Consider the following 24,082-nt stretch of genomic DNA (forward strand, 5'->3'; position numbering starts at 1 on the left):
GTGCATTTGGATTGAATTGAGTTGAGTTGAAGCAACGAGCAGGCAGCACCGACAGTGAACAACAACCACGACGACGATTCTGGAGCGACGACGATGAACTCCGATCCACTGGCAGCGAAGCACCCCTCCGCCGAAGCCGCGCCTGCATCGCAGGCGGCGGCTCCGGCGGTCCCGGCAGCGAAGAAAGCGGCGAAGAAGACCTCGTCCGCGAAGACGGACCAGCCGTATTTCGATCCGGTCGCCTACGGCAACGGTCCCGACGACGCCGTCCAGGCCAGCGAGGCCGATGAGAACGCGGCCATCACGCATCACAGCGTGACCATCGGCGGCGCGAAGATCGCCTATACGGCGACGGTCGGCCATCTCGTGACGGTCGATCCGAGCAGCTCGAAGCCGAACGCGAAGATGTTCTACGTCGCGTTCACGAAGGACGGCGCGAAGGAAGAGACCCGGCCGCTGATGTTCTTTTATAACGGCGGACCGGGATCGTCGTCGGTGTTCGTGCTGCTGGGCTCGTTCGCGCCGCGCCGCATCAAGACCGCCATGCCGAGCTTCACGCCGCCCGCGCCTTACCAGATGGAAGACAACCCGGACAGCCTGCTCGACCGCAGCGACCTGATCTTCATCAACCCGGTCGGGACCGGCTACTCGGCCGCCATCGCGCCGAACAGGAACCGCGATTTCTGGGGCGTGGATCAGGATGCGGGATCGATCGCGCAGTTCATCAAGCGTTATCTGACGAAGAACAACCGTTGGAATTCGCCCAAGTTCCTGTTCGGCGAGTCCTACGGCACGGCGCGCAGCTGCGTGCTGGCCTACAAGCTGCATGAGGACGGCATCGACCTGAACGGCGTCACGCTGCAATCGTCCATTCTGGACTACGCCCAGGCGGGCAATCCTGTCGGCGCCTTGCCGACGGCGTCAGCCGACGCGTGGTATCACAAGAAGCTCGGCGTGCACCCGACGCCGACCAACCTGCTCACGTTCGTCGAAGAGGTCGCGGAGTTCGCGCGCACGGACTATCTGAATGCGCTGCGCAAGTTTCCGCAGACGGACGACGAAGTGGTCGAAAAGCTGTCCGAATACACGGGCATCGAGAAGGCCACCTTGCTGGCCTGGAGTCTCGACATTGCTGCTTACGACAGCCGCGGCAACTCGCTGTTCTTGACCACCTTGCTCAAGGCGAAGGGCGAAGCGCTCGGTTCGTACGACGGACGCGTGACGGCCATCTCGACGGGCATCGCGGGCAAGATCGATCCGAACTCCGGCGGCAACGATCCGACCATGACGGCGGTCAGCGGCGTGTACACGACGATGTGGAACAGCTATCTGAACGAGCAGCTGAAATTCACCTCGACGTCATCGTTCACCGACCTCAACGACCAGGCGTTCCTCAACTGGGACTTCAAGCACACGGACCCGACCGGCGCGCAGAAGGGCGTCGATGCCAAGGGCAACGTGATCCTCTACACGGCGGGTGACCTGGCGGCGGTCATGGCGCTGAACGTGGACCTGAAGGTGCTGTCGGCAAACGGCATGTACGACTTCGTGACGCCGTTCTATCAGACGGTCATCGATCTCCAGCAGATGCCGCTGATCGACAAGACCGTGCGGCAGAACCTGTCGGCGACGTTTTATCCATCGGGCCACATGGTCTATCTCGACGGCGGCTCGCGCACACAGTTGAAAGCGGACGTGGCGAAGATGATCGACGAGACCACGGGCAATCACGCGGCGATGACCCGCATCATCGCGCTGCAGAAGGTCACCGCGGACAAGCTCGGCGCGCTGTCGCCGGCCGCGGGCAGCTGAGGGAGATCGTCCCGCTTCCGCTGCGTCGCCGGTTACCGGCTGACGCAGCGGCCTCTGCTGCAATTCTTTGTCTTCGGCATCCTGCCTTCTTCCCAGACGGCGCTTCTCAAATTCCTCCTCCACGTGCGTAACGGTCTGCATGCCGAAAGACCTTGCGTATCCATCGCGCAAAAGAATCGCCGATAGCGAATCTGCGATTCGCCTCTGCCTCGTCGAAATCGGCGCGCGACGTCGATAAGATTTCTTCGTCCATGGCGACGAACCACGCGCAGCGCCTCGAAGGCTCCGGACGCGGACATTCGAATCAAGTCGCACTGCACGGCCAATTCAATAAAAAAGAGAATGTGCGTGAAAACAGCTTTCCGGCTCTTCGCACCCAGGCCCGTTGCACTACGCCGCTTGAACTGGCGTCGTGTGGCGGCGCTTGCCGTGCTGCTGCCCCTCGCGGCGTGCATGCTCGGTCCGGACTACCAGCGGCCCGCGATCCAGGTGCCACAAAGCTTCAAGGAAGGCACCGACTGGCAACGCGCCGACGCGAATCCGCAAGCCGCCATCGACAGCACCTGGTGGCGCATGTATGGCGACGAGCGCCTGAATCAGCTCGTCGAACAGGCCTTGCAGGCAAACCAGTCGATTGCGGTGGCCGAAGCGGCGTATCGCGTCGCGCTCGCGACGGTCGCGGCCAACCGCGCCGGCCTGTTTCCGACCGTCACGGCGGGTTTCTCCGGGACGCGTTCCGGCGGCGCCGCGCAGGCGGCGGGCGCGGCGCGGACTTCCGGCGCGCCCGCCGCCGTGCCGGGCAACAGCGTGGTCATGCTCGGCTCAGTGAGTTGGGAGCTGGATCTGTGGGGCGCGGTGCGGCGGCAGATCGAGGAAGCCAAGGCGAACGCGCAGGCTTCCGATGCGCAATTGGCCGGCACGCGCATATCCATCGCCGCGAGTCTGGCGATGACGTACTTCGCACTGCGGCAAGCGGACTACGACCTCCAGGCGCTGAACGCGCAACGGGACATCGACGCCCGCCTTCTCGCGATGACCCAGACCGCCCTGGCAGAAGGCTACGCGTCCAGCGACGATGTCCTGTCCGCCCAGCAGACCTTCGAAACGATCACCGCCCTGTTGCAGGCAACCGCCACGGCGCGCGAGCAGGACGAACACGCGATCGCCGTGCTGACCGGGGTGCCGCCCGCGTCGTTCAGCATCGCCGCCGATCCCGACTATCGCTTCGTCGCGCCCGCCGTGCCGCTCGCGCTGCCGGCGCAGTTGCTCGAACGTCGCTATGACGTGGTCAGCGCCGAGCGCTCGGCGGCGGCGGCCAATGCGGGCATCGGCGTGGCGGTGGCCGCGTTCTTTCCAACGCTCTCGCTGTCTGCCGACGGCGGCTTCGCGCACGACACGCTCGCGCATCTGTTCACCGTGCCGTACCGCTTCTGGACGCTCGGCCCCGATCTCGCGCAGACCCTCTTCGACGGCGGTGCGCGCACGGCCGCCGAACACGAGGCCCGCGCGCGCTACGACGAGAGCGTCGCGACGTATCGCAATACGGTGCTGGCGGCGTTCCAGAGCGTCGAAGACAGCCTGTCCTCGATCAACCATCTGCAGACTCAGGAGCACGCGGTCGCGAAGGTGCTGAACGACAACCTGCGGCTGTTCGCGAGCAAGCAAGCGCAGTTCGATGCCGGCGCGGCCAGTCAGCAGGACGTGCTCGCGCAGCGCCTGACCTTGATCCAGGCATGGCAGAGCCTGCGCGACACCGAGGCGCTGCTGACGCAAAGCCACGTGCTGCTCGTGAAGAATCTCGGCGGCGGCTAGCAGCAGGATCACGCTGGCATTGCGCCCGAGCCGGCTGCGCACGCTGCCGCTGCATCCGGCTGATCCGGCGATCCCGCTTGGGCTCCACACGACCGGGCAGCGAGCGGCGGGCGTGTCGGGAGGGAGAGACCGCTCGCATCCGTCACCCGCAAGAGCGGAGTTCATATGACGTCACGCCTTCGACGCGCGACCTTGTCGTGCCTGTGTCCGATCGTGCTTGCCGCCTGTTCGAAGAGTCCGGCGCCGCCCGCGCCGCCGCGCGTCGCGACCGTGACGGTGCAGCCGCGCTCGGTGCCGCTCGAGCGAAGCTTCGTCGGACGCCTGTCGCCGTATTACAGCGCCAACGTCACCGCGCGCGTGTCCGGACTGCTGCTCAGGCGCGATTACACCGAGGGCGCGGCGGTGCGGGCCGGGCAACTGCTCTTCGAAATCGATCCGGCGTTCTACCGCGCGCAGCTCGACACGGCGCTGGCGGTGCTGGCGCAGGACCGCGCCGTGGCCGTCAACAACCGGATCACGGCGGCGCGCGATCGCCGGCTGCTGCCGGTCGGCTCGGTGTCGCAGCAGACGGTCGATAACGCCGACGCCGCCGAGCGCAGCGCCGCGGCCAAGGTACAGGCCGATGAAGCGGCCGTGCAGAGCGCGCGCGTGTCGCTCGACTACACGCGCGTGACCGCGCCGATCAGCGGCATTGCGGGGCAGCAGCAGGTCACGGCGGGCGCGGTGGTGGGCAGCGGCACGTCCGACAGCGGCGGCAACGGCACGCTGCTGACGACCATCCAGACGATCGATCCGATGTACGTGAACTTCACGATCAGCTCCGCCGATCTCGTCACGCTGGAACAGCCATCGAGCCAGCCTGCCATCGAACTTGCGAAGCCTGCCGAGACCACCGTGCGCATCGCGCTGCCCAACGGCGCGCCATACGGCAGCGCCGGGACGATCGACTTCTCCGGCGTCACGGTGAATGCCGCGACCGGGGCCGTCAATCTGCGGGCGCGGGTCGCGAACCCGGAACGGCGTCTCCTGCCGGGCATGTACGTGACGCTGACCGTCGACCTGGGGCGGCAGAACGGCGTGTTCCTGATTCCGCAAGAAGCCTTGCTGCGCGATACCGCGGGTGCCTACGTGCTGACCGTCGATGCACACGACACGGTCGCGCGCCGCGACGTGGAGGCCGCCCAGAGCCACGGTAACGACTGGATCGTCACGCGCGGACTCGGTGACGGCGACCGGGTCATCGTGACCGGGCTCCAGGCGGCGCACGAGGGGGCGAAGGTCGCGACTGTTGCATGGCAAGCTCCCGCGCCGGCCTTGTCCGGCGTGACGAAGTAGAGGAGGCTGCCCATGCCGAGTTTCTTCATCGAGCGTCCGGTGTTCGCGTGGGTCATCGCCGTGCTGATGTCGCTGTTCGGGATCGTGGCGGTGCGCAGCATGGGCATTGCGTCTTATCCGGACATCGCGCCGCCGCAGGTGACGGTCACCGCGCAATACCCCGGCGCGAACGCCGAGACCATGGAATCGACCGTCACGCAGGTGATCGAGCAGCAGCTCACCGGCATCGACAACCTGCTGTACTTCAGTTCGACCTCGGGATCGAACGGCCAGACGCGGATCACCCTCAGCTTCGCGACGGGCACCAACCCGGACATCGCCGAGGTGCAGGTGCAGAACCGGGTCGCGCTGGCGCAGCCGCTGCTGCCTTCGCAGGTCACGCAACAAGGCGTGGTGGTCGCAAAGTCGAGCCCGGACATCCTGATGTTCATTGCCTTGCAGTCGAACAACCCGGGCATCGGGTCTGGGGAGCTGTCCGACATCGTCGCCTCGCGGATCCAGCCGGCCATCGGCCGGGTCACGGGTGTCGGCAACACGACCCTGCTCGGCTCCGAATACGCGATGCGCATCTGGCTCGACCCCGACAAGCTGCAAAGCTACGGACTCTCGACCACGCAGGTCTTCAATGCGGTGGCCCAGCAGAACGCGCAGTTCCCGGCCGGCTCGCTGGGCGCGGACCCGGCCATCGAGGGGCAGGCATTCACGGCGACCGTGTCGGGAGACTCGCTGTTCTCGTCGATGAAACAGTTCCGCGACATCATCGTCCTGTCGAACAGCAGCGGCACGACGGTCAGGCTGAGCGACGTCGCGCGCATTTCGTTCGGGCCGCAGACCGGCGGCGTGGCGGCGTCCTATCGCGGCAAACCAGCTGGCGGCCTCGCCGTCTTCCTGCTGCCGGGCGCCAACGCGCTGAAAGTGGAGCGCGCCGTGAAGGCCACGATGGGAACGCTCGCGCGCGACCTGCCCGCCGGCGTCACATGGTCCGTGCCGTACGACACCACGCCGTTCATCACGGCATCGATCGAGGACGTGGTCCGCACGCTGGCCGAAGCCATCGCGCTGGTGTTCCTCGTCATGCTGGTGTTCCTGCAGAACCTGCGCGCGACGATCATTCCGGTGCTCGTGATTCCGGTCGCGCTGCTCGGCACCTTCATCGGCCTCGCCGCGCTCGGCTTCACCCTCAACCAGCTGACGCTGTTCGGCATGGTGCTCGCCATCGGCATCGTGGTGGATGACGCGATCGTCGTGATCGAGAATGTCGAGCGCATCATGAGCGAGGAGGGCACGCGGCCGCGAGCAGCGACGCACAAGGCCATGACACAGATCACGGGTGCGATCGTCGCCATTACCGTGGTGCTGACGGCGGTGTTCGTGCCTTCCGCGCTGCAACCGGGCGCGACGGGCATCATCTACGCGCAGTTCGCGCTGACGATCGCCATCTCGATGGGCTGCTCCGCCTTCCTCTCCATGTCCTTCACGCCGTCGTTGTGCGCAGCGATCCTCAAGCCGCATCATCGGAAGGAGAAGAACGCGTTCTATCGCGGGTTCGACCGGCTCTTCGACTGGACCGCGTCACGCTACGTGGCCCAGGCCGGCCGCATGATCCGCCGGGCGCCGCGCTGGATGATGGCGTTCGCGCTGGTCGCGGTGCTGGCTGGCTTCCTGTATGCGCGTCTGCCCACGAGTTTCGTGCCGGACGAGGACCAGGGCTTCGTGCTCGCTCTCGTCAACCTGCCGCCCGGCGCGACCTTGCAGCGCACCGCGCACGTGATGGACGAAGTGCGCGACACGCTCGCCCGAAGCGACGTGAGCCGTGACATCGCCGGGATTTTCCAGCCGGAGGGTTTCAGCTTCGTCGGCACGAGCGAGAACGTCGGCATGGCCTTCATCGAGCTCACGAACTGGGACAAGCGGTCCGCGACGGCCATGGCGCTGATCCCGCGCATGAACCGGATCCTGTCCGGCGTCGCGGACGCGCAGATCTTCGTCGTCAATCTGCCGACCATCCGCGGACTGAGCCAGTTCGGCGGCGTCGACATGTTTCTGCAGGCGCGCGCGGGCCAGTCGCGCGCCGAGCTGGGGCAGGCGGAACACACTCTGCTCGCCGATGCCGCGAAAAGTCCCGTGCTGGCAGGCATCCGTCCGAACTCGTTGCCTTACCAGCAGCAGCTGGACATCGCGGTGGACCGCACGCAGGCGCAGGCGATGGGTCTCTCGCTCACGGATGTCTACCAGACGCTCGGAATGGAGCTGGCGCCGTCCTATGTCAACCAGTTCACTTACGGCGGCCGCGTGAAGCGGGTCTATCTCCAGGCGGACGCGCCGTACCGGATGGGGCTCGATGCCTTTCAACATCTGTTCACGCCGGGCATGTTTGCGGCCAACAGCACGAGCAACGGGACGGGCGCCGCCTCGCGCGGCTTCACGACGCCAGTCGATCCCTCGCCCGCCAACACGTCGATCGCGCCGTACAACATGGTGCCGCTCGCGAGCGTCGTCGCTGCCAGATGGGCCTACGGTCCGACCGAGCTGCCGCGCTACAACGGCTATTCGGCGATCGAGATCGTCGGCAATTCGGCGCCCGGCTATTCGACGGGCCAAGCGATGAACACGCTCGATCACATCGTCGATCACGGACTGCCGCACGGCTTCGCGGCGAACTGGACCGGGCAGTCATATCAGGAACTGCTGTCGGGCTCGTCGGCGACGCTGTTGATGGCGCTTTCGATCGTCGTGGTGTTCCTGTGCCTGGCGGCGCTTTACGAAAGCTGGTCGATTCCCGTCTCCGTGCTGCTCGTCGTGCCGCTCGGCATGCTGGGCATGCTGGTGTTCTGCGGGCTCTTCGGCGTGCCGAACGACATCTACTTCAAGATCGGGCTCGTCACGGTGATCGGACTGGGTGCCAAGAACGCGATCCTGATCGTCGAGTTCGCGGTGGAAGGCCAGAAAGACGGCCTCACGCTCCGCGACGCGGTGCTGCAGGCCGCACGCCTGCGCCTGCGGCCGATCCTGATGACCTCGCTGGCGTTCATCCTCGGCGTCCTCCCGCTCGTGCTCTCGTCGGGCGCGGGTGCGGTGTCGCGGCATGAGATCGGCACCGGGGTGATCGGCGGCATGCTGTTCGCGACGGTGTTCGGGCTGCTGCTGATTCCGGTCTTCTATGTGAGCGTGCGGCGCATGCTGGGCGACAGGCTCGATGAAGTCTCGCCGCGCATGCTGCGCGGCAGCCGCGATGAAGAGGACGAAGACGAAGACGAAGACGGCGACGGCGACGCTTCGGCGGAGCGCAAACCGGCCTGACGCGCGGGGCGCGTGGAACGGTGCGACGGCGGATGAAGCGGACACGACAGGAAGCGCTTGCAACACGCGAGCAGATTCTCGACGCGGCCGAATGCGTATTCGCCGAGCAGGGCGTATCGGCCGCCACGCTGGACTCGGTCGCGCTGCGGGCGGGCTTTACGCGCGGCGCAATCTACGGTCATTTCCGCAACAAGCGCGCGTTGCTCGCCGAGGTGATGCAGCGCGTAACGCTGCCGATGGACGTGTTCGCCAATGCCGTCGCCGATGGCGCGGACCCGGATCCGCTCGGCGAGATCCGTCAGCGGCTGTTGTATTTCCTGGGCACGGTGGTGGTGGCGCCGCGCAACCGCCGCCTGTGCGAGGTGCTCTACACGAAATCCGAGCACACGAACATCACGGCGTGCATCTTCGACATGCAGCGCGACGCGGCGGTCGGCGGCCGGGAGCAGTTCGGACGCCATCTTGCGCATGCGGTCGCGCGGGGGCAGTTGCCGCCCGGACTGGATGTAAAGCGCGCGGCCGGCGTGGTCCATGCGTTTCTGGGCGGCGTGCTGCGGGACTGGCTGCTCGAACGGGATGCGATCGCCCTGCCACGCGATGCCGCGAATTTGACTGATGTTTGCATCGGCATGCTGAGGCTCGTGCCGCTGTTGCGCCCGGAGTGTGCCTCCGAACAGGAACGTTGCTTGCGCGGGTGAGAGACGAACAGACGAACCTCACACCCGGAGTCCCCACACATGGCAACAAAGAAGCTACCGGCGAGCGGCGTCGCTCGCGTGCCTTCGCACAGCAACAGCAACGCGAAGGTGGAAGCGCTCGAAACCTTTCGCACCGATGCTACCGGTCAAGCCCTGACGACCAATCACGGCGTCAAGATCGCCGATAACCAGAATTCCCTGCGCGCCGGGGAACGCGGTCCGTCGCTGCTCGAAGATTTCATCATGCGTGAAAAGATCACGCACTTCGACCACGAACGCATTCCCGAGCGCATCGTACATGCGCGGGGATCGGCGGCGCACGGCGTGTTCAAGGTGTACGAATCGCAGGCGGCGCTGAGCAAGGCGGCGTTCCTGCAGGATCCGTCGAAGGAAACGCCCGTCTATGTGCGCTTCTCGACCGTGCAGGGTTCGCGCGGGTCGGCGGACACCGTGCGCGACGTGCGCGGCTTCGCGGTCAAGTTCTACACCGAGGAAGGTAATTTCGATCTGGTCGGCAACAACATGCCGGTGTTTTTCATCCAGGACGCGATCAAGTTTCCTGACTTCGTGCATGCCGTGAAGCCCGAGCCGCACAACGAGATGCCGCAGGGCGGCTCCGCACACGACACCTTCTGGGACTTTGTCTCGCTGGTGCCGGAATCGGCGCACATGGTGCTGTGGGCGATGTCCGACCGCGCCATCCCGAAGAGCCTGCGGACCATGGAAGGCTTCGGCATCCACACGTTCCGGCTGGTGGACGCGCAGGGCAAGGGACGCTTCGTCAAGTTCCACTGGCGGCCGACCATCGGCTCGGCGTCGCTGCTGTGGGACGAAGCGCAGAAGCTCGCGGGCAAGGACCCGGACTATCATCGCCGCGATCTGTGGGAAGCAATCGACAACGGTGACTATCCGGAATGGGAACTGGGCGTGCAGATCGTCGAGGAAGAGGACGAGCACAAGTTCCCGTTCGACCTGCTCGATCCGACCAAGATCATCCCCGAAGACCTCGTGCCGCTGCAGATGATCGGCAAGCTCACGCTCAATCGCAATCCCGACAACTTCTTCGCTGAGACCGAGCAGGTGGCGTTCTGTCCGGGACATATCGTGCCGGGCATCGACTTCACGAACGATCCGCTGCTGCAGGGCCGGCTGTTCTCCTACACCGACACGCAGATCAGCCGCCTCGGCGGTCCCAACTTCCACGAGATCCCGATCAACCGGCCGCTCGCGCCGCTGCACAACGGCCAGCGCGACGCGATGCATCGCATGACGATCGACAAGGGTCAGGCATCGTACGAACCGAATTCAATCGACGGCGGCTGGCCGAAGGAAACCCCGCCTGCCGCTGCGGGCGGCGGTTTCGAGACCTACACTGAGCGCGTGGAAGGCTCGAAGATCCGCGTGCGCAGCCCGTCGTTCAAGGACCACTACTCGCAGGCGACGCTGTTCTGGAACAGCATGACGGATCCCGAAAAGGATCACATCGTGGGCGCTTACTCGTTCGAGTTGAGCAAGGTCGAACGCAAGCCGATCCGCGAGCGGCAGCTCGGTATCCTCGCCAATATCGACGCGACCCTCGCGTCGCGGGTCGCCGAGAATCTCGGTTTGCCCGTGCCGAAGAAGAGCGCAAGCGCCGAGGAACTGGGCACGCCGTCGGTGAACGAGTCGAAGGCGCTGTCGATCGTTGCCAAGACGCCGCCTTCGGTCAAGACGCGCAAGGTCGCCATCCTCGCCGCGCCGGGCGCGGACGCTGCGACCATCCAGGCAATCAAGGACGCACTCCAGGCTGAAGGCGCGCACGGCAAGGTCATCTCGCCGACGCTCGCGCAACCTGCCCAGGGCGTCGAGCCGGATGCGACCATCCTCGGCATGCCGTCGATCATGTTCGACGGCGTGGTCGTCGCCGGCGGCAAGGCGAGCGCGAAGGCGCTGTCCGAATCCGGTGACGCGCGTCATTTCGTGCTCGAATCCTTCAAGCATCTGAAGGCCATCGCGGCTGTCGCGGACGGCGAAGACCTGCTGGCGGCCTCGCATCTTCCCACGGGCGATGACGGCATCGCCGTGGGCAGCGACGTCAAGGACGTGATGAAGCGCTTCATCGAGGCCATGGGCCAGCATCGCGTCTGGTCACGTGCGCAGAAGGCGGAATCGGTGCCTGCCTGAGTCGGTCCGCAACAGGAAACGGCGCTCTGTGGGGCGCCGTTTTTCGCGTGTATCGCCTGATCTGTTTCGTGGCGCGCAAACGATGGTTGGCGTGCGGCGCGCCATTCATGTGTTTTAATTGACCCTCCGATCTTCTCCAATAACAAAGCGGCGCCGTCCGGCCGCACGATGGATTGCACCGAGAGGCATGAATCGAAGGGATAAGAAAGTCATCGAGAGGCGGAAGCGGCGCGCCAGGCGTGGCCGCTTCTCCGTGCGCGCGGCGCTCGCCTGTACCTGCGCGATGTTCGCGTTCGCGCCGGGCATGTCGCAGGCCCAGCGCGCGGAATGGCTCGATGCGCGTGTGACCCAGGCGACCATCGTCGACACGATCTGCGTGCCGGGCTACGTGGACCGCGTGCTGCCGTCGTTCGAAAGCCAGATGCGGCAGAAGGAGCGCCTGCTCAAGCAGCGCAGCATCGATGCTTCGTTCGCATCGGAATATGCGCTCGACCACCGCATGCCGGTCCTGCTGGGCGGTTCGCCCAATTCACCCGCGAATCTCGATCTGCGCCGCTGGGAAGGACGCGCGGGGCAGCGTCGCAAGGAACGGCTTGCCGTCTATCTGAAGCGCTGCGTCTGCACCGGCGACATCACGCTGAAAGACGCGCAGTCGGCGATGGCCGGCGACTGGCCTAACCGCTACCCGAATCTTTCCAGCATGTCCTGTAACGGCCAGTAAGCGTACAACGGGGTCATTGCCGGTGCGCATCCAGCCGATTGTGAAGATCAATCGAAAAAGACGGAATGTCGCGGCTCGGTGCGGGTCTACGGGAATAGACTGAGCAAACCTGTCACTTGCCGTGGAGCCATCATGATCGTCGTCTATGTGTCTCTCTTCGTTGTCGGCACGCTTGCCGCGCGTCATGTGCAGCAGCGTCGCGCGAAGCCTGTACCCGTTCGTGTGCGTGCCAGAAGGTGACGGCGATGAACCTGCTTGTATGGAATCTTCCCGCGCGCTGCGCCGCGCGCGATGTGCGGCGCTTCCTGGAACATGAGCTCGGCGACTACGCGAGCGACATCCAGATCCATGGCGCAGGCACCGCCGATGCCTATGCCACCGTTCGGCTCGATACCGATGTGCCTTACATCGGCGAAGCAATTGCCCAGAAGCTGTGCCATCTGCGCTTGCTCGATGCGCCGCTGCGTGCCCGCGCATCCGCTTCCGGCGATGCCTCCATCCGTCTGCATTGAGCGCTTGCTTTGCAAGTTCTGCGATCGCCCGGAATGAACCTTGCTGCGGCTTGATTGACGAACGTTGGAATGGCGGCTAAGCCGGTGCCTCAACCACACCGGCTTTTTCGTCGCTACGGGCGCGTGTCCGCAGGGCGGTGGCGTGCTTCCATCGACCGAAGCGACGCGTCCACGGACCGTTCGCGCAATCCAGTCAAAGCGGAACATTCATCTCGATGCATCAGGCAGGAAAGAGCAAGACAAGGAAGAAGAGCATCATCGGCGCACGGTTTCTGGCAGGCGCGCTGATATTGAACGCGGTATCGGCCGTAGCGCAGGGAACGCTCACGCAAGAGCACGCGACGGCGCCCGCCGCGCCCATGCCGCCCATACTGCCTGATGCGAGCGCACCGGGTGCCGCCAGCGCCCCGGCGCGTGCGCTTCCCGCGATGCCCGTGCCTGTTCCGGCGCCTGCGCCTGCAGCGGCGTCCAGCGCGTCTGCGACAAGCGCGGCCTCCGAAGCCGCGGCGGCGAGCGCAGCCTCAGCGGCCAGTGCCGCCAGTGCCGCCAGCGCGGCTTCCGAAGCCCAGGTGCCGGAAGTGCCGCTGCCGCCGGAGCCGCCCGAGCCGAACCTCGCGCAGCGCACCGGCATGCCGCCAGCGGGCGCGCTCGCCATGCGTGAGGCTTATGCAAAGGAAGTGAGCCGCCGTCTGACGGTGCCGGCCGTGGACCAGCAGGCTTATGGCCGCCTGCTGCAACATCGGCTGGCCGAGGAAGGTCACGGCGATCTCGCCAATGAGTATGTCGTGCTGGTCGACCGGAGCCCGAACGTGCAGGCGCTCTTCGTCTACTTCCGCGCGCGGCCCGATGAGGCATGGTCGATGATCGGCGCATCGCCGGTATCGACCGGCCGCCCCGGCACCTACGATCACTTCCTGACACCGCTCGGCGTGTTCCAGCACGTGCCCGGCAACATGGACTTCCGCGCCGAAGGCACCTTGAACGAGTACCAGATCCGCGGCTACGGCGCGCGCGACATGCGCATCTACGATTTCGGCTGGGCGGAAGGCGAGCGCGGCTGGGGCAAGGGCGGCAAGTCGCCGATGCGCTTCCAGATGCACGCCACCGATCCCGAGAAACTCGAACCGCTGCTCGGCATGCGGCATTCAAAGGGCTGTGTGCGCATTCCTTCGACGCTCAACACTTTCTTCGATCATCACGGCGTGCTCGACGCCCAATACGAGGCGCGCGCCGCCGAGGGGCAGTCGATGTGGATCCTCAAGGCCTCGCGCAAGACAACGCCATGGGCGGGCCATTATCTGGTCGTCATGGATACGGGGCGGAAATCGCGGCCGGCGTGGTCGCCGGGTCCGGGAAAGGCCGTGCGCGAACACATTCCCGCAGGCGCGGACACGGTCGACTGAGCGCGGCGCGCTTTGCTTCTGCAGGCTATTTCGAGCGCGCCAGCAGCACGCCGGCCAGCGCCACGCCGAAGCCCGCAAGTTGCAGCGCGCCCAGCGTTTCGCCGAACAGCAGGTAGCTTTCGAGCGCGGCAAGCGGCGGTGCGAGAAACAACAGCGCGGTTGCGCGCGACGCATCGCCGCGCCGGACCATCCAGACGAGCAGCGTGGTCGCGACACCCGACAGCATGACGATGCCCCACAGCAGTGAAACCCAGGTGGTCGTCGAGGCAACGAAGCGGTGCTCGCCGAGCGCGAGCACCAGCACGAGCGCGACCACGGCCGCGCCGGCGTTTTGCAGTGCGCTGGCGCTGCGGATATCGGATTGCGCGAGCGAGCTTTTCTGGTACAGCGTTCCCGCCGTGATCGCGAAGATGGCAAGGACCGCTGTCGTCACGACGAACCATTCGGGCGCATGAGCGGCCCCATGCGCAACCGGCGCACCGCTCGCCGCGATCTTCGGCGCCAGCACGAGCGCGACGCCGAGCAGACCCAGCAGCAGGCCGCCCCAGGCACGCGGAGAGAGCCGTTCGCCGAACAGGCGCGCGGCGACGGCCGCGGTCAACAGCGGTTGCAGCGCGCCGAGCAGGGCCATGATGCCCACGCCCAGCCCTTGCGCGACCGCCCAATAACCCGAGCCGAGATAGACGCCTTGCAGCAACGCTCCCGCGAACAGATGCCGGCCGATATCGCGCCCTTTAGGCCAGGGCGCACGCGCGGCCACGGCGATCACGGTGAACAGCAGCGTCGTGCCGGTGAAGCGCACGAGCAGATACATGTTCGGGTCGACGTAAGGCGTGATGGCGCGCGCCACGATGAAGCCCGTCGACCAGAGGAACACGAAGACCGGCGCGGCGAGTAGCGAGAGCATGGAGGTGGACGACGAAACGGAATCCCGCAGTATCGTCGCTCCGGCGCGCGCGTGTCTTGTCTGGCCGTGCAACCCGGAACGCTTCAGTCGAGCGAGAAGGTATCGAGCGGCTGGTTGGCGCGCGCCTCGCCGTCGAGACGACGCGACAGTTGCGCGTGCAGACGCCTGGCCTCGTCGAGCGTGAGGTCGATCCAGTAGGGATCTCCGGCGGCGTCGTTGAGACGCTCGGGCGGAAACTGAATTTCGATGACCACGCCTTTCTTGTACATCCGCTTGCCTCGATCAAAACCTGTGCGAAGCCTGCGAGTTTAGCGAAGGACGCTGCCCGGATTGCCAACGCAGCGGAAACAATCCGTTGCGCGATCGGGCCAGCGTCCCGCGTGCCGCCTTGCCAAGGATTTGCCACACAAAGCCGCTAGACTCCTCACGCTGCCTTATCCCGACTACACGCGATGCTCCCCGAACAACGCCATCACTACATCCTCGATGAACTTGACAAGCACGGCGTGCTTGCGGTCGCGGACGTCGTGCGCGCGCTGTCCGTCTCGCGCGAAACCGTGCGGCGCGATCTCAACACGCTCGCCGGGCGCGGCCTGCTGACGACGACCCACGGCGGCGCGCTCTCGACGGAGCGGCGCGAAGCGCATCTCGACATACGCGAAGGGGAAAACGCGGCGGCCAAGCAGGCGATCGGCGTGCGGGCGGCGGCGTTCGTGCCGGACGGCGCTTCGGTGATCGTCGATTCGGGCAGCACCACGCAGGCCGTGGCCCGGGCGCTCGCGGACCGGCATCGGCTGACCGTGTACACCAACGACTGGCGCATCGCGCTGTTGCTGGCGCGGCGCAACGGCAACCGGGTGACCGTGCTCGGCGGCGAACTCGCCGATGCCGAGGACGCCGCGTTCGGCCTCGATACCCTCACGCAGCTCACGCAGTATCACGCGGATTTCGCGTTCATCGGCGCAGGCGGGATCACGCAGGACGCGCATCTCACCGACTATTCGCGGCTGGCCGCCGAAGTGCGCGGCAGGATGATCGCATCGGCCGCGTGCGCGATCGTGGTGGCGGACTGCTCGAAGTTCGGGCGCGTCGCGCCGGTGCGCATCCGCGGCTTCGAGACGGTGCGCTACCTGGTGTGCGAAGTGCCGCCGGAGCGGGCCATGCAGCGCGCCATCGCGTCGAGAGGACCGCAAGTGGTGCCGGTCGTGGAGCCCCGTCCGCCGCGCACCTGACCCGGCAGCGGCCGTTGCCGGCCGCATGACGGGACGAAAGCCGCCGTTATTCCTTGACGCTCTGCGTCGCGGCGGTCTCGATCAGCTTCGCGACTTCGGCCGGATGCGACATGAAGGGCACGTGACTCGACTTCAGTTCGATCGTCTTGCTGCCCGCGCGCCGGGTCATCGAGCGTTCCAGTTCGGGACTGATCATGCGGTCCGCGGTAGCGATGACGCCCCAGCTCGGCTTGGTCCTCCAGGCGGCCTGCTTGATCGGCGTGCCAAAGTCCTTCGCGTTCGGCATCACCTGCGAGATGGCCATGAAGTTGGTTTCGGCGACGGGAAGATCGGCTGCGAAATCCGCATGGAAGCGGGCCGGATCCAGATACAGATAGCCGTCCGGCGTGAGCTTGATGGCATTGCTCGCAGGCGGCGTCTTCTTCGACAGCGAAGCAGGCGATTCATCCGCGTCCGGTTCGAATGCGGCCACGTATACGAGGCCGGCGACCTTGTCGTGATTGCCGGCTTCGGTCACCACGGCGCCGCCGTAGCTGTGGCCGACCAGGATGGCCGGGCCGTCCTGCTGGTCGAGGACGCGCCGCGTGGCGATCACGTCATCCTCGAACGAGGTTTCCGGCTCCTGCACGACGGAGACCTTGTAGCCGCCGTGCGCAAGGATGTTGGCGACCGGCTGCCAGCCGGAACCATCGGCGAAAAAGCCGTGCACGAGGACGATGTTCTTGATCGGCTCGGCGGGAGCCGCGTGGGAGGCCATTGCGCCGAGCGACAGCATCACGCCGGCTGCGGCGCGGGAAAGGGACAAGGAAATGCGCATGTTCATGCTCCAGATGAGTAGGGAAGCGGCAGTTCTTCAGTAAAGCGGACGGCATCGTATGTGGGCGCGAAATGCATCGCAAGGCATCGAAGTGGTCTGGAGCGCGAAGTTCGTTCGGCCTGGGCGGATCACGGATTCGCCCCGTTGTTCGGGCGCTGCAAGGTTGGCGAAAAGTGCCGATTATTGGCAAATCGTGGTGGGTTCACGTCGATGTCACGGATATCTGCAATTCTCCGGTTCGAGGTTGAAACCGCCTCGAATCCTCCCGACATCAGAGAGCTCATCACCATGACCCGCGATTTGCGCCTTGCGCGCGCCGTGCTGCCGGCGATCGCCGCTGCAGTCAGCCTGTTTGCCGCGATGCCCGTGCACGCCGCCGAAGCCGTCGTTCTCTATACCGCCGACGGTCTCGAGAACCTCTACAAGGACGTGCTGCCCGCGTTCGAGAAGAAGGAAGGCGTGAAGGTCAACATCGTCACGGCGGGCAGCGGCGAAGTCGTGAACCGCGCGACGGTGGAGAAGGATGCACCGAAGGCCGACGTGCTCGTCACGCTGCCGCCGTTCATCCAGCAGGCGCAGCAGGGCGGCCTGCTGCAGCCGTACGCGAGCGTGAACTACAAGAACGTTCCGGCGATCGCGAAAGCGCAGGATGGCGCGTGGGCCACGTTCGTGAACAACTACTTTTCGTTCGCGATCAATCCCGACGTCACGAAGAACGCGCCGCGCACCTTCGCTGACCTGCTGCATCCGAACTACTCGGGCAAGATCGCGTATTCGAATCCCGCCACCGCCGGCGACGGCATGGCCGTCATCATCCTGACCTCGGCGCTGATGGGCGAAGACGCCGCGTTCAGCTATCTGAAGAACCTCGAGCAGAGCGCCAAGTTCCACACGAAGGGCACCGGCTATCTCGACGTGCTGCTCTCGCGCAACGAGATCGCCTTCGCGAACGGCGACCTGCAGATGGACCTCGACGACGCCGCCAACGGCGGTCTCTCGATCAAGCCGCTGTTCCTCTCGCACAAGGCCGGCGAAGCGCCGAGCACGTTCCAGCTGCCGTATGCGATCGGCCTCATCAGGAGCGGTCCGAACCAGGCCGAAGGCAAGAAGCTGATCGACTATCTGATGTCGCCGGAAGTGCAGGCGAAGGTGCCGGACATCTACGGCATTCCGGGCCGCACCGACGTGCCGCTCGCCGGCAAGAACGGCGAGGCCGTGAAGCAGGCCATCGCGGGCGTGAAGCTGATTCCGGTCGACTGGAACCAGGTCATGGCAAAGAAGGCCGGCTGGACCGAGCGCTGGAAGAACGAAGTGATCGGCAACACGGGCAAGCAGACCGAAGTGGTCAAGCCGAAGTCGTAACGTGAACGCGATTCCCAGCCACACAGCGGGCGTCGATGCGACGCCCGGCGTGCAGATCGACCGGCTCACGGTGCGCTTCGGTGCGCGCGCCGTGCTGGACGATCTCTCGCTGCATGTCGAACGCGGCGAGTTCCTGACGGTGCTCGGCAAGAGCGGCTGCGGCAAGACCACGCTGTTGCGCTTCATCGCGGGCTTCGTCGCCGCCGATGCGCTCGCCGGCCGGCTGTCGATCGCCGGCCGCGACCTGACGCACGCGCCGCCGCATCGGCGCAATCTTGGCTTGCTGTTCCAGAGCTATGCGCTGTTTCCGCATCTCTCGGTGTTCGACAACGTCGCCTTCGGCCTGCGCGCGCGCCGGCTGGCGGGCGGCGAGATCGCGCGCCGCGTCGCCGATGCGCTCAAGCTCGTGCAACTGTCCGATGCCGGCCATGTGATGCCCGCGCAATTGTCGGGCGGCATGCAGCAGCGCGTGGCGCTGGCGCGTGCGCTGGTCATCGAGCCGGACGTGCTGTTGCTCGACGAGCCGCTGTCCGCACTCGATGCCAACCTGCGCGCGTCCGTGCGCAGCGAACTGAAGGCGCTGCATGAACGCCTGCCGAACCTGACGATCGTCTGCGTGACCCACGATCAGGACGACGCGCTCGTGCTCTCTGACCGCACGCTGTTGATGCGCGATGGCCGCATCGCGCAACTGGGCGTGCCGCGCGAACTGTATGACGCGCCGAACGATGCCTACGTCGCGCGCTATCTCGGCGCGGCGAACCTGCTGCCGCCGCGCGTGGTGTATCCGCTTGGGAATGCGCGCCATGAGGAGCGTGAGCGGCTGGCGTGCATCCGTCCGGAAAGCTTCAGGATCGTGCCGCTGGGCGAAGGCCGCCTGCATGGCACGATTGCGTCCGTCGAATGGTATGGCGCCGCGTTGTCCATCTCGGTCGCGCTCGATGCGTTGCCCGGCGAGCCGGTGCTCGTCGCGATGCAGCGCGGCCACGCCCGTGCGCCGGAGCAGGGCGCGCGCGTCTCTTTGAGTTTCGAGGCTGACGATGTCGTCCTTGTTCGTCCCTGACAGCGTCGCGCGCGACGAGCCCCCCGGCGACGCCGAACTGTCCGCGCAGTTCGCCGCGCATGCCGCCGCCGCGAAACGCCGCGCGCGGCGCGCACAGTGGCATCTGTTGTTCATTCTCGTGGTCGTGCTCGGGCCGCTCGTGGTCTATCCGCTCGCGCGTCTCGCGATGCTGAGCGTAAGCGGACCGCAAGGCTTCACGCTGCATGCCTATACGGCGTTCTTCGGCAATCCCGAAACGCGCGGCATGATCGGCACGACGCTTGGGATCTTGTTCGCGAGTGCGAGCATTGCTTCAGTGCTCGGTGTCGGGCTCGCCTCGATGCTGTTCTTCAGGCCGTTCGCGGGCGCGCGGCTGCTGACGCGCTTCCTGGAATTGTTTGTCGCGTTTCCTTCGTTTCTCGTGGCCTTCACGCTGATCTTTCTGTATGGCTCGCAGGGTTCGGTGAGCATCGGCCTGCAACGGCTCTTTTCGCTCGATGCCACGCCGCTCGACTTCCTGTTCGGCATCGGCGGCGTGATCCTGGCGGAAGTGGTGTTCTATGCGCCGTTCGTCGTGCGTCCGACGCTCGCGTCCTATGCGACGCTCGATCTGCGTCTCGTCGAAGCGGCACGGAGCCTCGGTGCGAATGGCTGGATGGTCGCGCTGAAGGTCGTGCTGCCGCTCGCGTGGCCGGGCATCGCGGCGGGCACGGTGCTGTGTTTCCTGCTGACGCTGAACGAGTTCGGCATTCTGCTCGTGCTCGGCAGCGCGCATCTGGTTACCTTGCCGATCGCCATCTACAGCGCCGCGACCGTCGATCTCGACCTGCCCAGCGCGGCCGCCGGCGCGGTCGTGATGCTGCTGATGTCGCTGTCGCTGCATGCGCTCTACCGGCGCGCGGAACGCTGCTCGAAAGGACGTTGACATGCAGCTTGCCCTTGCTTCGCGCTTCAGGCCCGGCGCCGTCCTGAGTTTCATCGCGACGGCATGCGTCGCGCTGCTGTGCTTCTGGCTGTTCGTGCTGCCGGTGGGCGTGGTCGCGCTGTCGAGCGTCGCGTCGCACTGGTCCGGCACGATCCTGCCCGACGGCTACAGCACGCGCTGGTTCGCGCGCCTCTCATCCAGCGACTTCGACGCCGTCATCACGAGCCTCGAAGTCGGTGTCGGCGTGGCGGTGCTCGGCACCGCGCTGGGGCTCTGGCTCGCGCTTGCTCTGGAAGGACGCGACCGGCGCGGCCTCGGCGCGCTCGTCGATGCCGTCGCGATGATGGGCAGCGGCGTGCCGAGCGTCGTGCTTGGTCTCGCGGTGCTGATCGCGTATCACAAGCGTCCGCTCGATCTCTCCGGTTCGGCGGCCATCGTCGTGCTGGTGCAGCTCGCGCTCGTGCTGCCGTTCTGCTACCGCTGCGCGGCGGCGGCGCTGCGCCCCGAGCTGACGACGCTGCGCGAGGCGGCCGCGAGTCTCGGCGCGCCGCCGCGCATGGTGCTGTTGCGGGTCGTGCTGCCGCAACTCGTGCCGGCGATCCGCGCCAGCCTGGCGCTGGGCTTCGCGCTGTCGCTCGGCGAACTGGGCGCGACGCTCACGGTATATCCGCCGGGCTTCGCGACGGTGCCTATCGTTGTCGTGGGGCAGGTCAACCGCGGCTACTATCTGCCGGCGTCGGCGCTATCGCTGATCCTGCTGGGCATCTCGCTTGCCGCGCTGCTGCTGATCGCCGCGCGGACCCCGCGCCGTTGAGAAGCATGCCAATCATACGGATGGCGAAGTAAATATTTCCCTCGCGCCGAGCAGGGCGAGGGCGCCGGTCAGCAATTCCCGGGCCTCATTGCGGTGCACGAGCCGTCATACCAAAAACAATAAAACTGGCGTAACCTGCACGTTCAGGCGCGACCGCACCCGCGCGGAACGGAGCGATGGCCGGTAAATGCGTCCAGTCGGTGAACTCCGGATGCGCTTTCGCGGTCGCTGCATATGACGCAATAACCGGAGGTTTCGATGACATCCGTCGACCTGGAATTCGACCAGCTCAATAGTACTGTCGATGCGCTCAGGCGCTCCATCTCGAACCGCCTGATGTACGGCGTGGGCAAGGATGCGGTCACCGCGCAGCCGCGCGACTGGCTGCATGCCGTCGAACTGGCGGTGCGGGACCGCCTCGTGGCGCGCTGGATGCGCACCACTCGTCTGCAATATGAACAGGACGTGAAACGCGTCTATTACCTGTCGATGGAGTTCCTCATCGGCCGGACCTTCACCAATGCGCTGCTCGCGCTCGGCATTCACGACGAGGTGCGCGATGCGCTCGCCGGCCTCGGCGTCGATCTCTCCGCGCTGGAAGATCTCGAACCCGATGCCGCGCTCGGCAACGGCGGCCTGGGCCGTCTCGCTGCCTGCTTCCTCGACTCGATGGCAACGGTCGGCGTGCCCGGTTTCGGCTATGGCATCCGTTACGAATACGGGATGTTCCGCCAGACCATCGTCGACGGCAATCAGGTTGAAATGCCCGACTACTGGCTGCGCGCGGGCAATCCGTGGGAGTTTCCGCGTCCCGAGGTCGTGTACACCGTGCACTTCGGCGGGCGTACTGTGCAGCACGAGGACCGCACCGACTGGATCGATACCGAGCACGTCAACGCGATGGCCTACGACACGGTCATCCCCGGCTTCGCCACCACGGCGACCAACACGTTACGCCTGTGGTCCGCGCGCGCGACCGACGAGTTCGATCTCTCCGCCTTCAACCAGGGCGACTATCGCCGCGCGGTGGAAGCGAAGAACACGTCCGAACACGTGTCGCGGCTGCTGTATCCGGATGATTCGACGCAAGCCGGCCGCGAACTGCGTCTGCGCCAGGAATACTTCTTCGTCTCCGCGACGATGCAGGATCTGATCCGCCGCTATCAGCGCACGCATACGCACTTCGGGCGGCTCGCCGAGAAGGTTGCGGTGCATCTGAACGACACCCACCCGGTGCTGGCGATTCCCGAACTGATGCGCCTGCTGGTGGACCGTCATCATCTGCCATGGGACAAGGCGTGGAAGCTGATCCAGCAGATGTTCTCATACACGAATCACACGTTGATGCCGGAAGCGCTCGAGACGTGGGATGTCGAGATGCTCGCGCGGCTGCTGCCCAGGCATCTGGAAATCATCTTCGAGATCAACGCGCAGTTCCTGAAGCAGGTCACCGAGAAGTTCGGCCGTGACGTGGAGTTGATCCGCCGCATCTCGCTCGTCGATGAATACGGTCAGCGCCGCGTGCGCATGGCGCATCTGGCGATCGTCGCGAGTCACAAGGTCAACGGCGTCTCGAAGCTGCACTCGCAACTGATGGTGCAGAACATCTTCTCCGACTTCGCGCGCATGTATCCGGAGCGCTTCACCAACGTGACGAACGGCGTCACGCCGCGCCGCTGGCTGGCGCAGGCGAGTCCGTCGCTGTCCAGCCTGATCGACAAGCGCCTCGGGCCGCGCTGGCGCACCGATCTCTTCGAACTCGGCCGGCTGCGCGAATGGCGCGACGATCCCGAATTCCGCAAGGCGTTTCATGACGCGAAGTTCGCGAGCAAGCTGCGGCTCGTCGAACGCGCGAAACGCGACGCCAACGCGATCATCAATCCCGAGGCGCTGTTCGACCTCCAGGTGAAGCGGATCCACGAGTACAAGCGGCAGCTGCTCAACATCCTGTACGTGATCGTGCGCTACAACCGCATTCGCGAGAATCCGGAGAAGGACTGGACGCCGCGCGTGGTGATGTTCGCGGGGAAGGCGGCGTCGGCGTACAAGATGGCGAAGAACATCATCAAGCTCATCAACGACGTCGCGAAGAAGATCAACGCGGACCCGCTGATCGGCGATCGCCTGAAAGTGGGCTTCATCCCGAACTACGGCGTGAGCGTCGCGGAGCTGATCATTCCGGCAGCGGATCTCTCCGAACAGATCTCGATGGCCGGCACCGAAGCATCGGGCACCGGCAACATGAAGCTCGCGCTGAACGGCGCGCTGACCATCGGCACGCTGGATGGCGCGAACATCGAGATCTGCGATGCGGTGGGGCGCGAGAACATCTTCATCTTCGGCAACACGACCGACGAGATCGAGTCCTTGCGCGCGGCGGGGTATCGGCCGCGGCAGATCTATGAAGAGAACCCGGAGCTGAAGGTGGCGCTCGACCAGATCCGCCTCGGGCATTTCTCGCCGGAAGAGCCGCACCGCTTCTACGACATCTTCCACACGCTGGTGGACTGGGGCGATCACTACATGGTGCTCGCCGACTTCGACAGCTTCGACAAGACCCAGACCGAAGTCGATCTCAAGTTCCGCGACAGGGACGCGTGGACGCGGAGCGCCATCGAGAACGTGGCCGGCATGGGCATTTTCTCGTCGGACCGCACGATCGCGGAGTATGCCCGCGATATCTGGCATGTCGAGCCGTTGCAGATCACCTGACTCCGTGACGATCAGCTCTGCGGCTTGACTGCCGCAGAGTTCGCCGCATGCTTCGCGACCGCCTCGGCGACCAGCGCGGCCACCTTGTCCGCGAAGTCCTGATCCTTCGTGATGAGCACTTCGCGTTCGCCGTCGGGCGTGGCCACCATCAGTTGATAGATGACGTCCTGCGTGATCCAGGTCAGGTAGCCGACCACGACGATCATGATGCCGAGCACGAGCGCCGCGCCCGAGCCGGTGAAGATGCCCGCGCCCAGCACCACGAGCCCGATCAGCGCGAAAAGGATCGGCAGCGGCTTCTGGCGCGGAATCATGACGACGCGCGCCGCGCGCAGTTCGCGCAGCGGGATCATCTGGCCCGAGGCCGACAGGCCCGCGCGCGACAACGTGACGCCGCGTTCGTTGAAGGGAGTATCCATAAGCGTTGCGTAGAGGTTCCGACGACCGGTGAAACCGGGCAGGTTACCAGACCGCGCGGTCTGGCGGCGTGTGCCGTATCGACACGGGCCGCCGGA

18 protein-coding genes and 1 pseudogene are annotated in these 24,082 nt (G+C 65.7%); 15 read left to right on the forward strand and 4 right to left on the reverse strand.

The features are described 5' to 3' along the window. Window positions 1–93: 93 nt before the first annotated feature. From QCE64_RS29035 to QCE64_RS29075, 9 genes and pseudogenes are all read left to right on the forward strand, one after another. Window positions 94–1,812 (forward strand): S10 family serine carboxypeptidase-like protein, encoded by a 1,719-nt coding sequence (locus tag QCE64_RS29035; protein ID WP_310007643.1) that lies wholly within the window; start codon window positions 94–96, stop codon window positions 1,810–1,812. A gap of 399 nt (window positions 1,813–2,211) precedes the next feature. Then, complete coding sequence (locus tag QCE64_RS29040; RefSeq protein WP_310007645.1) at window positions 2,212–3,624, forward strand: efflux transporter outer membrane subunit; 1,413 nt, start codon at window positions 2,212–2,214, stop codon at window positions 3,622–3,624. A gap of 165 nt (window positions 3,625–3,789) precedes the next feature. Then, complete coding sequence (locus QCE64_RS29045) at window positions 3,790–4,959, forward strand: efflux RND transporter periplasmic adaptor subunit (protein WP_310007648.1); 1,170 nt, start codon at window positions 3,790–3,792, stop codon at window positions 4,957–4,959. Window positions 4,960–4,971: 12 nt separating this feature from the next. Continuing rightward, entirely contained in the window at window positions 4,972–8,259 is a 3,288-nt protein-coding gene (locus QCE64_RS29050) for an efflux RND transporter permease subunit (protein WP_309925773.1), read from the forward strand. 32 nt (window positions 8,260–8,291) lie between these two features. Beyond that, entirely contained in the window at window positions 8,292–8,957 is a 666-nt protein-coding gene (locus tag QCE64_RS29055) for a TetR family transcriptional regulator (protein WP_310007650.1), read from the forward strand. A 30-nt stretch (window positions 8,958–8,987) separates the two neighbouring features. Next, window positions 8,988–11,120 (forward strand): annotated as a pseudogene (gene katE, locus QCE64_RS29060) (catalase HPII); the annotation flags it as partial. Window positions 11,121–11,307: 187 nt separating this feature from the next. Continuing rightward, the gene (locus QCE64_RS29065; RefSeq protein ID WP_309925777.1) at window positions 11,308–11,841 is read left to right on the forward strand and encodes a hypothetical protein; all 534 of its coding nucleotides are present in this window, start codon (window positions 11,308–11,310) and stop codon (window positions 11,839–11,841) included. Window positions 11,842–12,086: 245 nt separating this feature from the next. Continuing rightward, window positions 12,087–12,353: an RNA-binding protein gene (locus tag QCE64_RS29070; RefSeq protein ID WP_309925779.1), complete on the forward strand. Its 267-nt coding sequence runs from the start codon at window positions 12,087–12,089 to the stop codon at window positions 12,351–12,353. 215 nt (window positions 12,354–12,568) lie between these two features. Then, window positions 12,569–13,756 (forward strand): L,D-transpeptidase, encoded by a 1,188-nt coding sequence (locus QCE64_RS29075; protein ID WP_309925780.1) that lies wholly within the window; start codon window positions 12,569–12,571, stop codon window positions 13,754–13,756. Window positions 13,757–13,781: 25 nt separating this feature from the next. Here QCE64_RS29075 and QCE64_RS29080 read toward each other — a convergent pair whose 3' ends face one another. Together QCE64_RS29080 and QCE64_RS29085 are read right to left on the reverse strand one after the other, a co-directional pair. Next, window positions 13,782–14,663: a DMT family transporter gene (locus tag QCE64_RS29080; protein ID WP_310007653.1), complete on the reverse strand. Its 882-nt coding sequence runs from the start codon at window positions 14,661–14,663 to the stop codon at window positions 13,782–13,784. Between the two features lie 83 nt (window positions 14,664–14,746). Further along, window positions 14,747–14,932: a hypothetical protein gene (locus QCE64_RS29085; RefSeq protein WP_309925783.1), complete on the reverse strand. Its 186-nt coding sequence runs from the start codon at window positions 14,930–14,932 to the stop codon at window positions 14,747–14,749. 183 nt (window positions 14,933–15,115) lie between these two features. Here QCE64_RS29085 and QCE64_RS29090 point away from each other — a divergent pair, with 183 nt between their 5' ends. Next, window positions 15,116–15,895 (forward strand): DeoR/GlpR family DNA-binding transcription regulator, encoded by a 780-nt coding sequence (locus tag QCE64_RS29090; RefSeq protein ID WP_309934474.1) that lies wholly within the window; start codon window positions 15,116–15,118, stop codon window positions 15,893–15,895. Between the two features lie 46 nt (window positions 15,896–15,941). On the opposite strand, the gene QCE64_RS29095 is transcribed toward QCE64_RS29090, so the two are convergent. After that, complete coding sequence (locus QCE64_RS29095; RefSeq protein ID WP_310007655.1) at window positions 15,942–16,712, reverse strand: alpha/beta hydrolase; 771 nt, start codon at window positions 16,710–16,712, stop codon at window positions 15,942–15,944. 288 nt (window positions 16,713–17,000) lie between these two features. Between QCE64_RS29095 and phnS the strand changes: the two genes are divergently transcribed. The 5 genes from phnS to QCE64_RS29120 all read left to right on the forward strand — a co-directional run bounded on the left by phnS (window position 17,001) and on the right by QCE64_RS29120 (window position 23,567). Then, entirely contained in the window at window positions 17,001–18,074 is a 1,074-nt protein-coding gene (gene phnS / locus QCE64_RS29100; RefSeq protein WP_309925788.1) for a 2-aminoethylphosphonate ABC transporter substrate-binding protein, read from the forward strand. A gap of 1 nt (window position 18,075) precedes the next feature. Then, window positions 18,076–19,137 carry a 2-aminoethylphosphonate ABC transport system ATP-binding subunit PhnT gene (gene phnT, locus QCE64_RS29105; protein ID WP_310007657.1) on the forward strand — a complete coding sequence of 354 codons (1,062 nt, stop codon included), beginning with the start codon at window positions 18,076–18,078 and terminating at the stop codon, window positions 19,135–19,137. Next, window positions 19,115–20,041: a 2-aminoethylphosphonate ABC transporter permease subunit gene (gene phnU / locus QCE64_RS29110; protein ID WP_310007659.1), complete on the forward strand. Its 927-nt coding sequence runs from the start codon at window positions 19,115–19,117 to the stop codon at window positions 20,039–20,041. Before phnT ends, phnU begins: the two co-directional genes overlap by 23 nt. A 1-nt stretch (window position 20,042) precedes the next feature. After that, window positions 20,043–20,855, forward strand: a complete 813-nt coding sequence (phnV, locus tag QCE64_RS29115; protein ID WP_310007660.1) for a 2-aminoethylphosphonate ABC transport system, membrane component PhnV — start codon at window positions 20,043–20,045, stop codon at window positions 20,853–20,855. Between the two features lie 258 nt (window positions 20,856–21,113). Then, entirely contained in the window at window positions 21,114–23,567 is a 2,454-nt protein-coding gene (locus tag QCE64_RS29120; RefSeq protein ID WP_309925793.1) for a glycogen/starch/alpha-glucan phosphorylase, read from the forward strand. Window positions 23,568–23,578: 11 nt separating this feature from the next. Here QCE64_RS29120 and QCE64_RS29125 read toward each other — a convergent pair whose 3' ends face one another. Beyond that, on the reverse strand, window positions 23,579–23,986 hold the full coding sequence (locus QCE64_RS29125; RefSeq protein ID WP_309819501.1) for a DUF6232 family protein: 408 nt from the start codon (window positions 23,984–23,986) through the stop codon (window positions 23,579–23,581). Between the last annotated feature and the right edge of the window lie 96 nt (window positions 23,987–24,082).

The sequence above is a fragment of the Caballeronia sp. LZ043 genome (assembly GCF_031451075.1).
GTDB lineage: Bacteria > Pseudomonadota > Gammaproteobacteria > Burkholderiales > Burkholderiaceae > Caballeronia.

Bases quoted from the DNA above. Each gene is read 5' to 3' on its own strand.
- QCE64_RS29035 (WP_310007643.1), top strand. From the start codon at position 94: ATGAACTCCGATCCACTGGCAGCGAAGCACCCCTCCGCCGAAGCCGCG.
- QCE64_RS29045 (WP_310007648.1), top strand. From the start codon at position 3,790: ATGACGTCACGCCTTCGACGCGCGACCTTGTCGTGCCTGTGTCCGATC.
- QCE64_RS29050 (WP_309925773.1), top strand. From the start codon at position 4,972: ATGCCGAGTTTCTTCATCGAGCGTCCGGTGTTCGCGTGGGTCATCGCC.
- QCE64_RS29055 (WP_310007650.1), top strand. From the start codon at position 8,292: ATGAAGCGGACACGACAGGAAGCGCTTGCAACACGCGAGCAGATTCTC.
- QCE64_RS29065 (WP_309925777.1), top strand. From the start codon at position 11,308: ATGAATCGAAGGGATAAGAAAGTCATCGAGAGGCGGAAGCGGCGCGCC.
- QCE64_RS29070 (WP_309925779.1), top strand. From the start codon at position 12,087: ATGAACCTGCTTGTATGGAATCTTCCCGCGCGCTGCGCCGCGCGCGAT.
- QCE64_RS29075 (WP_309925780.1), top strand. From the start codon at position 12,569: ATGCATCAGGCAGGAAAGAGCAAGACAAGGAAGAAGAGCATCATCGGC.
- QCE64_RS29080 (WP_310007653.1), bottom strand. From the start codon at position 14,663: ATGCTCTCGCTACTCGCCGCGCCGGTCTTCGTGTTCCTCTGGTCGACG.
- QCE64_RS29085 (WP_309925783.1), bottom strand. From the start codon at position 14,932: ATGTACAAGAAAGGCGTGGTCATCGAAATTCAGTTTCCGCCCGAGCGT.
- QCE64_RS29090 (WP_309934474.1), top strand. From the start codon at position 15,116: ATGCTCCCCGAACAACGCCATCACTACATCCTCGATGAACTTGACAAG.
- QCE64_RS29095 (WP_310007655.1), bottom strand. From the start codon at position 16,712: ATGCGCATTTCCTTGTCCCTTTCCCGCGCCGCAGCCGGCGTGATGCTG.
- phnS (WP_309925788.1), top strand. From the start codon at position 17,001: ATGACCCGCGATTTGCGCCTTGCGCGCGCCGTGCTGCCGGCGATCGCC.
- phnU (WP_310007659.1), top strand. From the start codon at position 19,115: ATGTCGTCCTTGTTCGTCCCTGACAGCGTCGCGCGCGACGAGCCCCCC.
- phnV (WP_310007660.1), top strand. From the start codon at position 20,043: ATGCAGCTTGCCCTTGCTTCGCGCTTCAGGCCCGGCGCCGTCCTGAGT.
- QCE64_RS29120 (WP_309925793.1), top strand. From the start codon at position 21,114: ATGACATCCGTCGACCTGGAATTCGACCAGCTCAATAGTACTGTCGAT.
- QCE64_RS29125 (WP_309819501.1), bottom strand. From the start codon at position 23,986: ATGGATACTCCCTTCAACGAACGCGGCGTCACGTTGTCGCGCGCGGGC.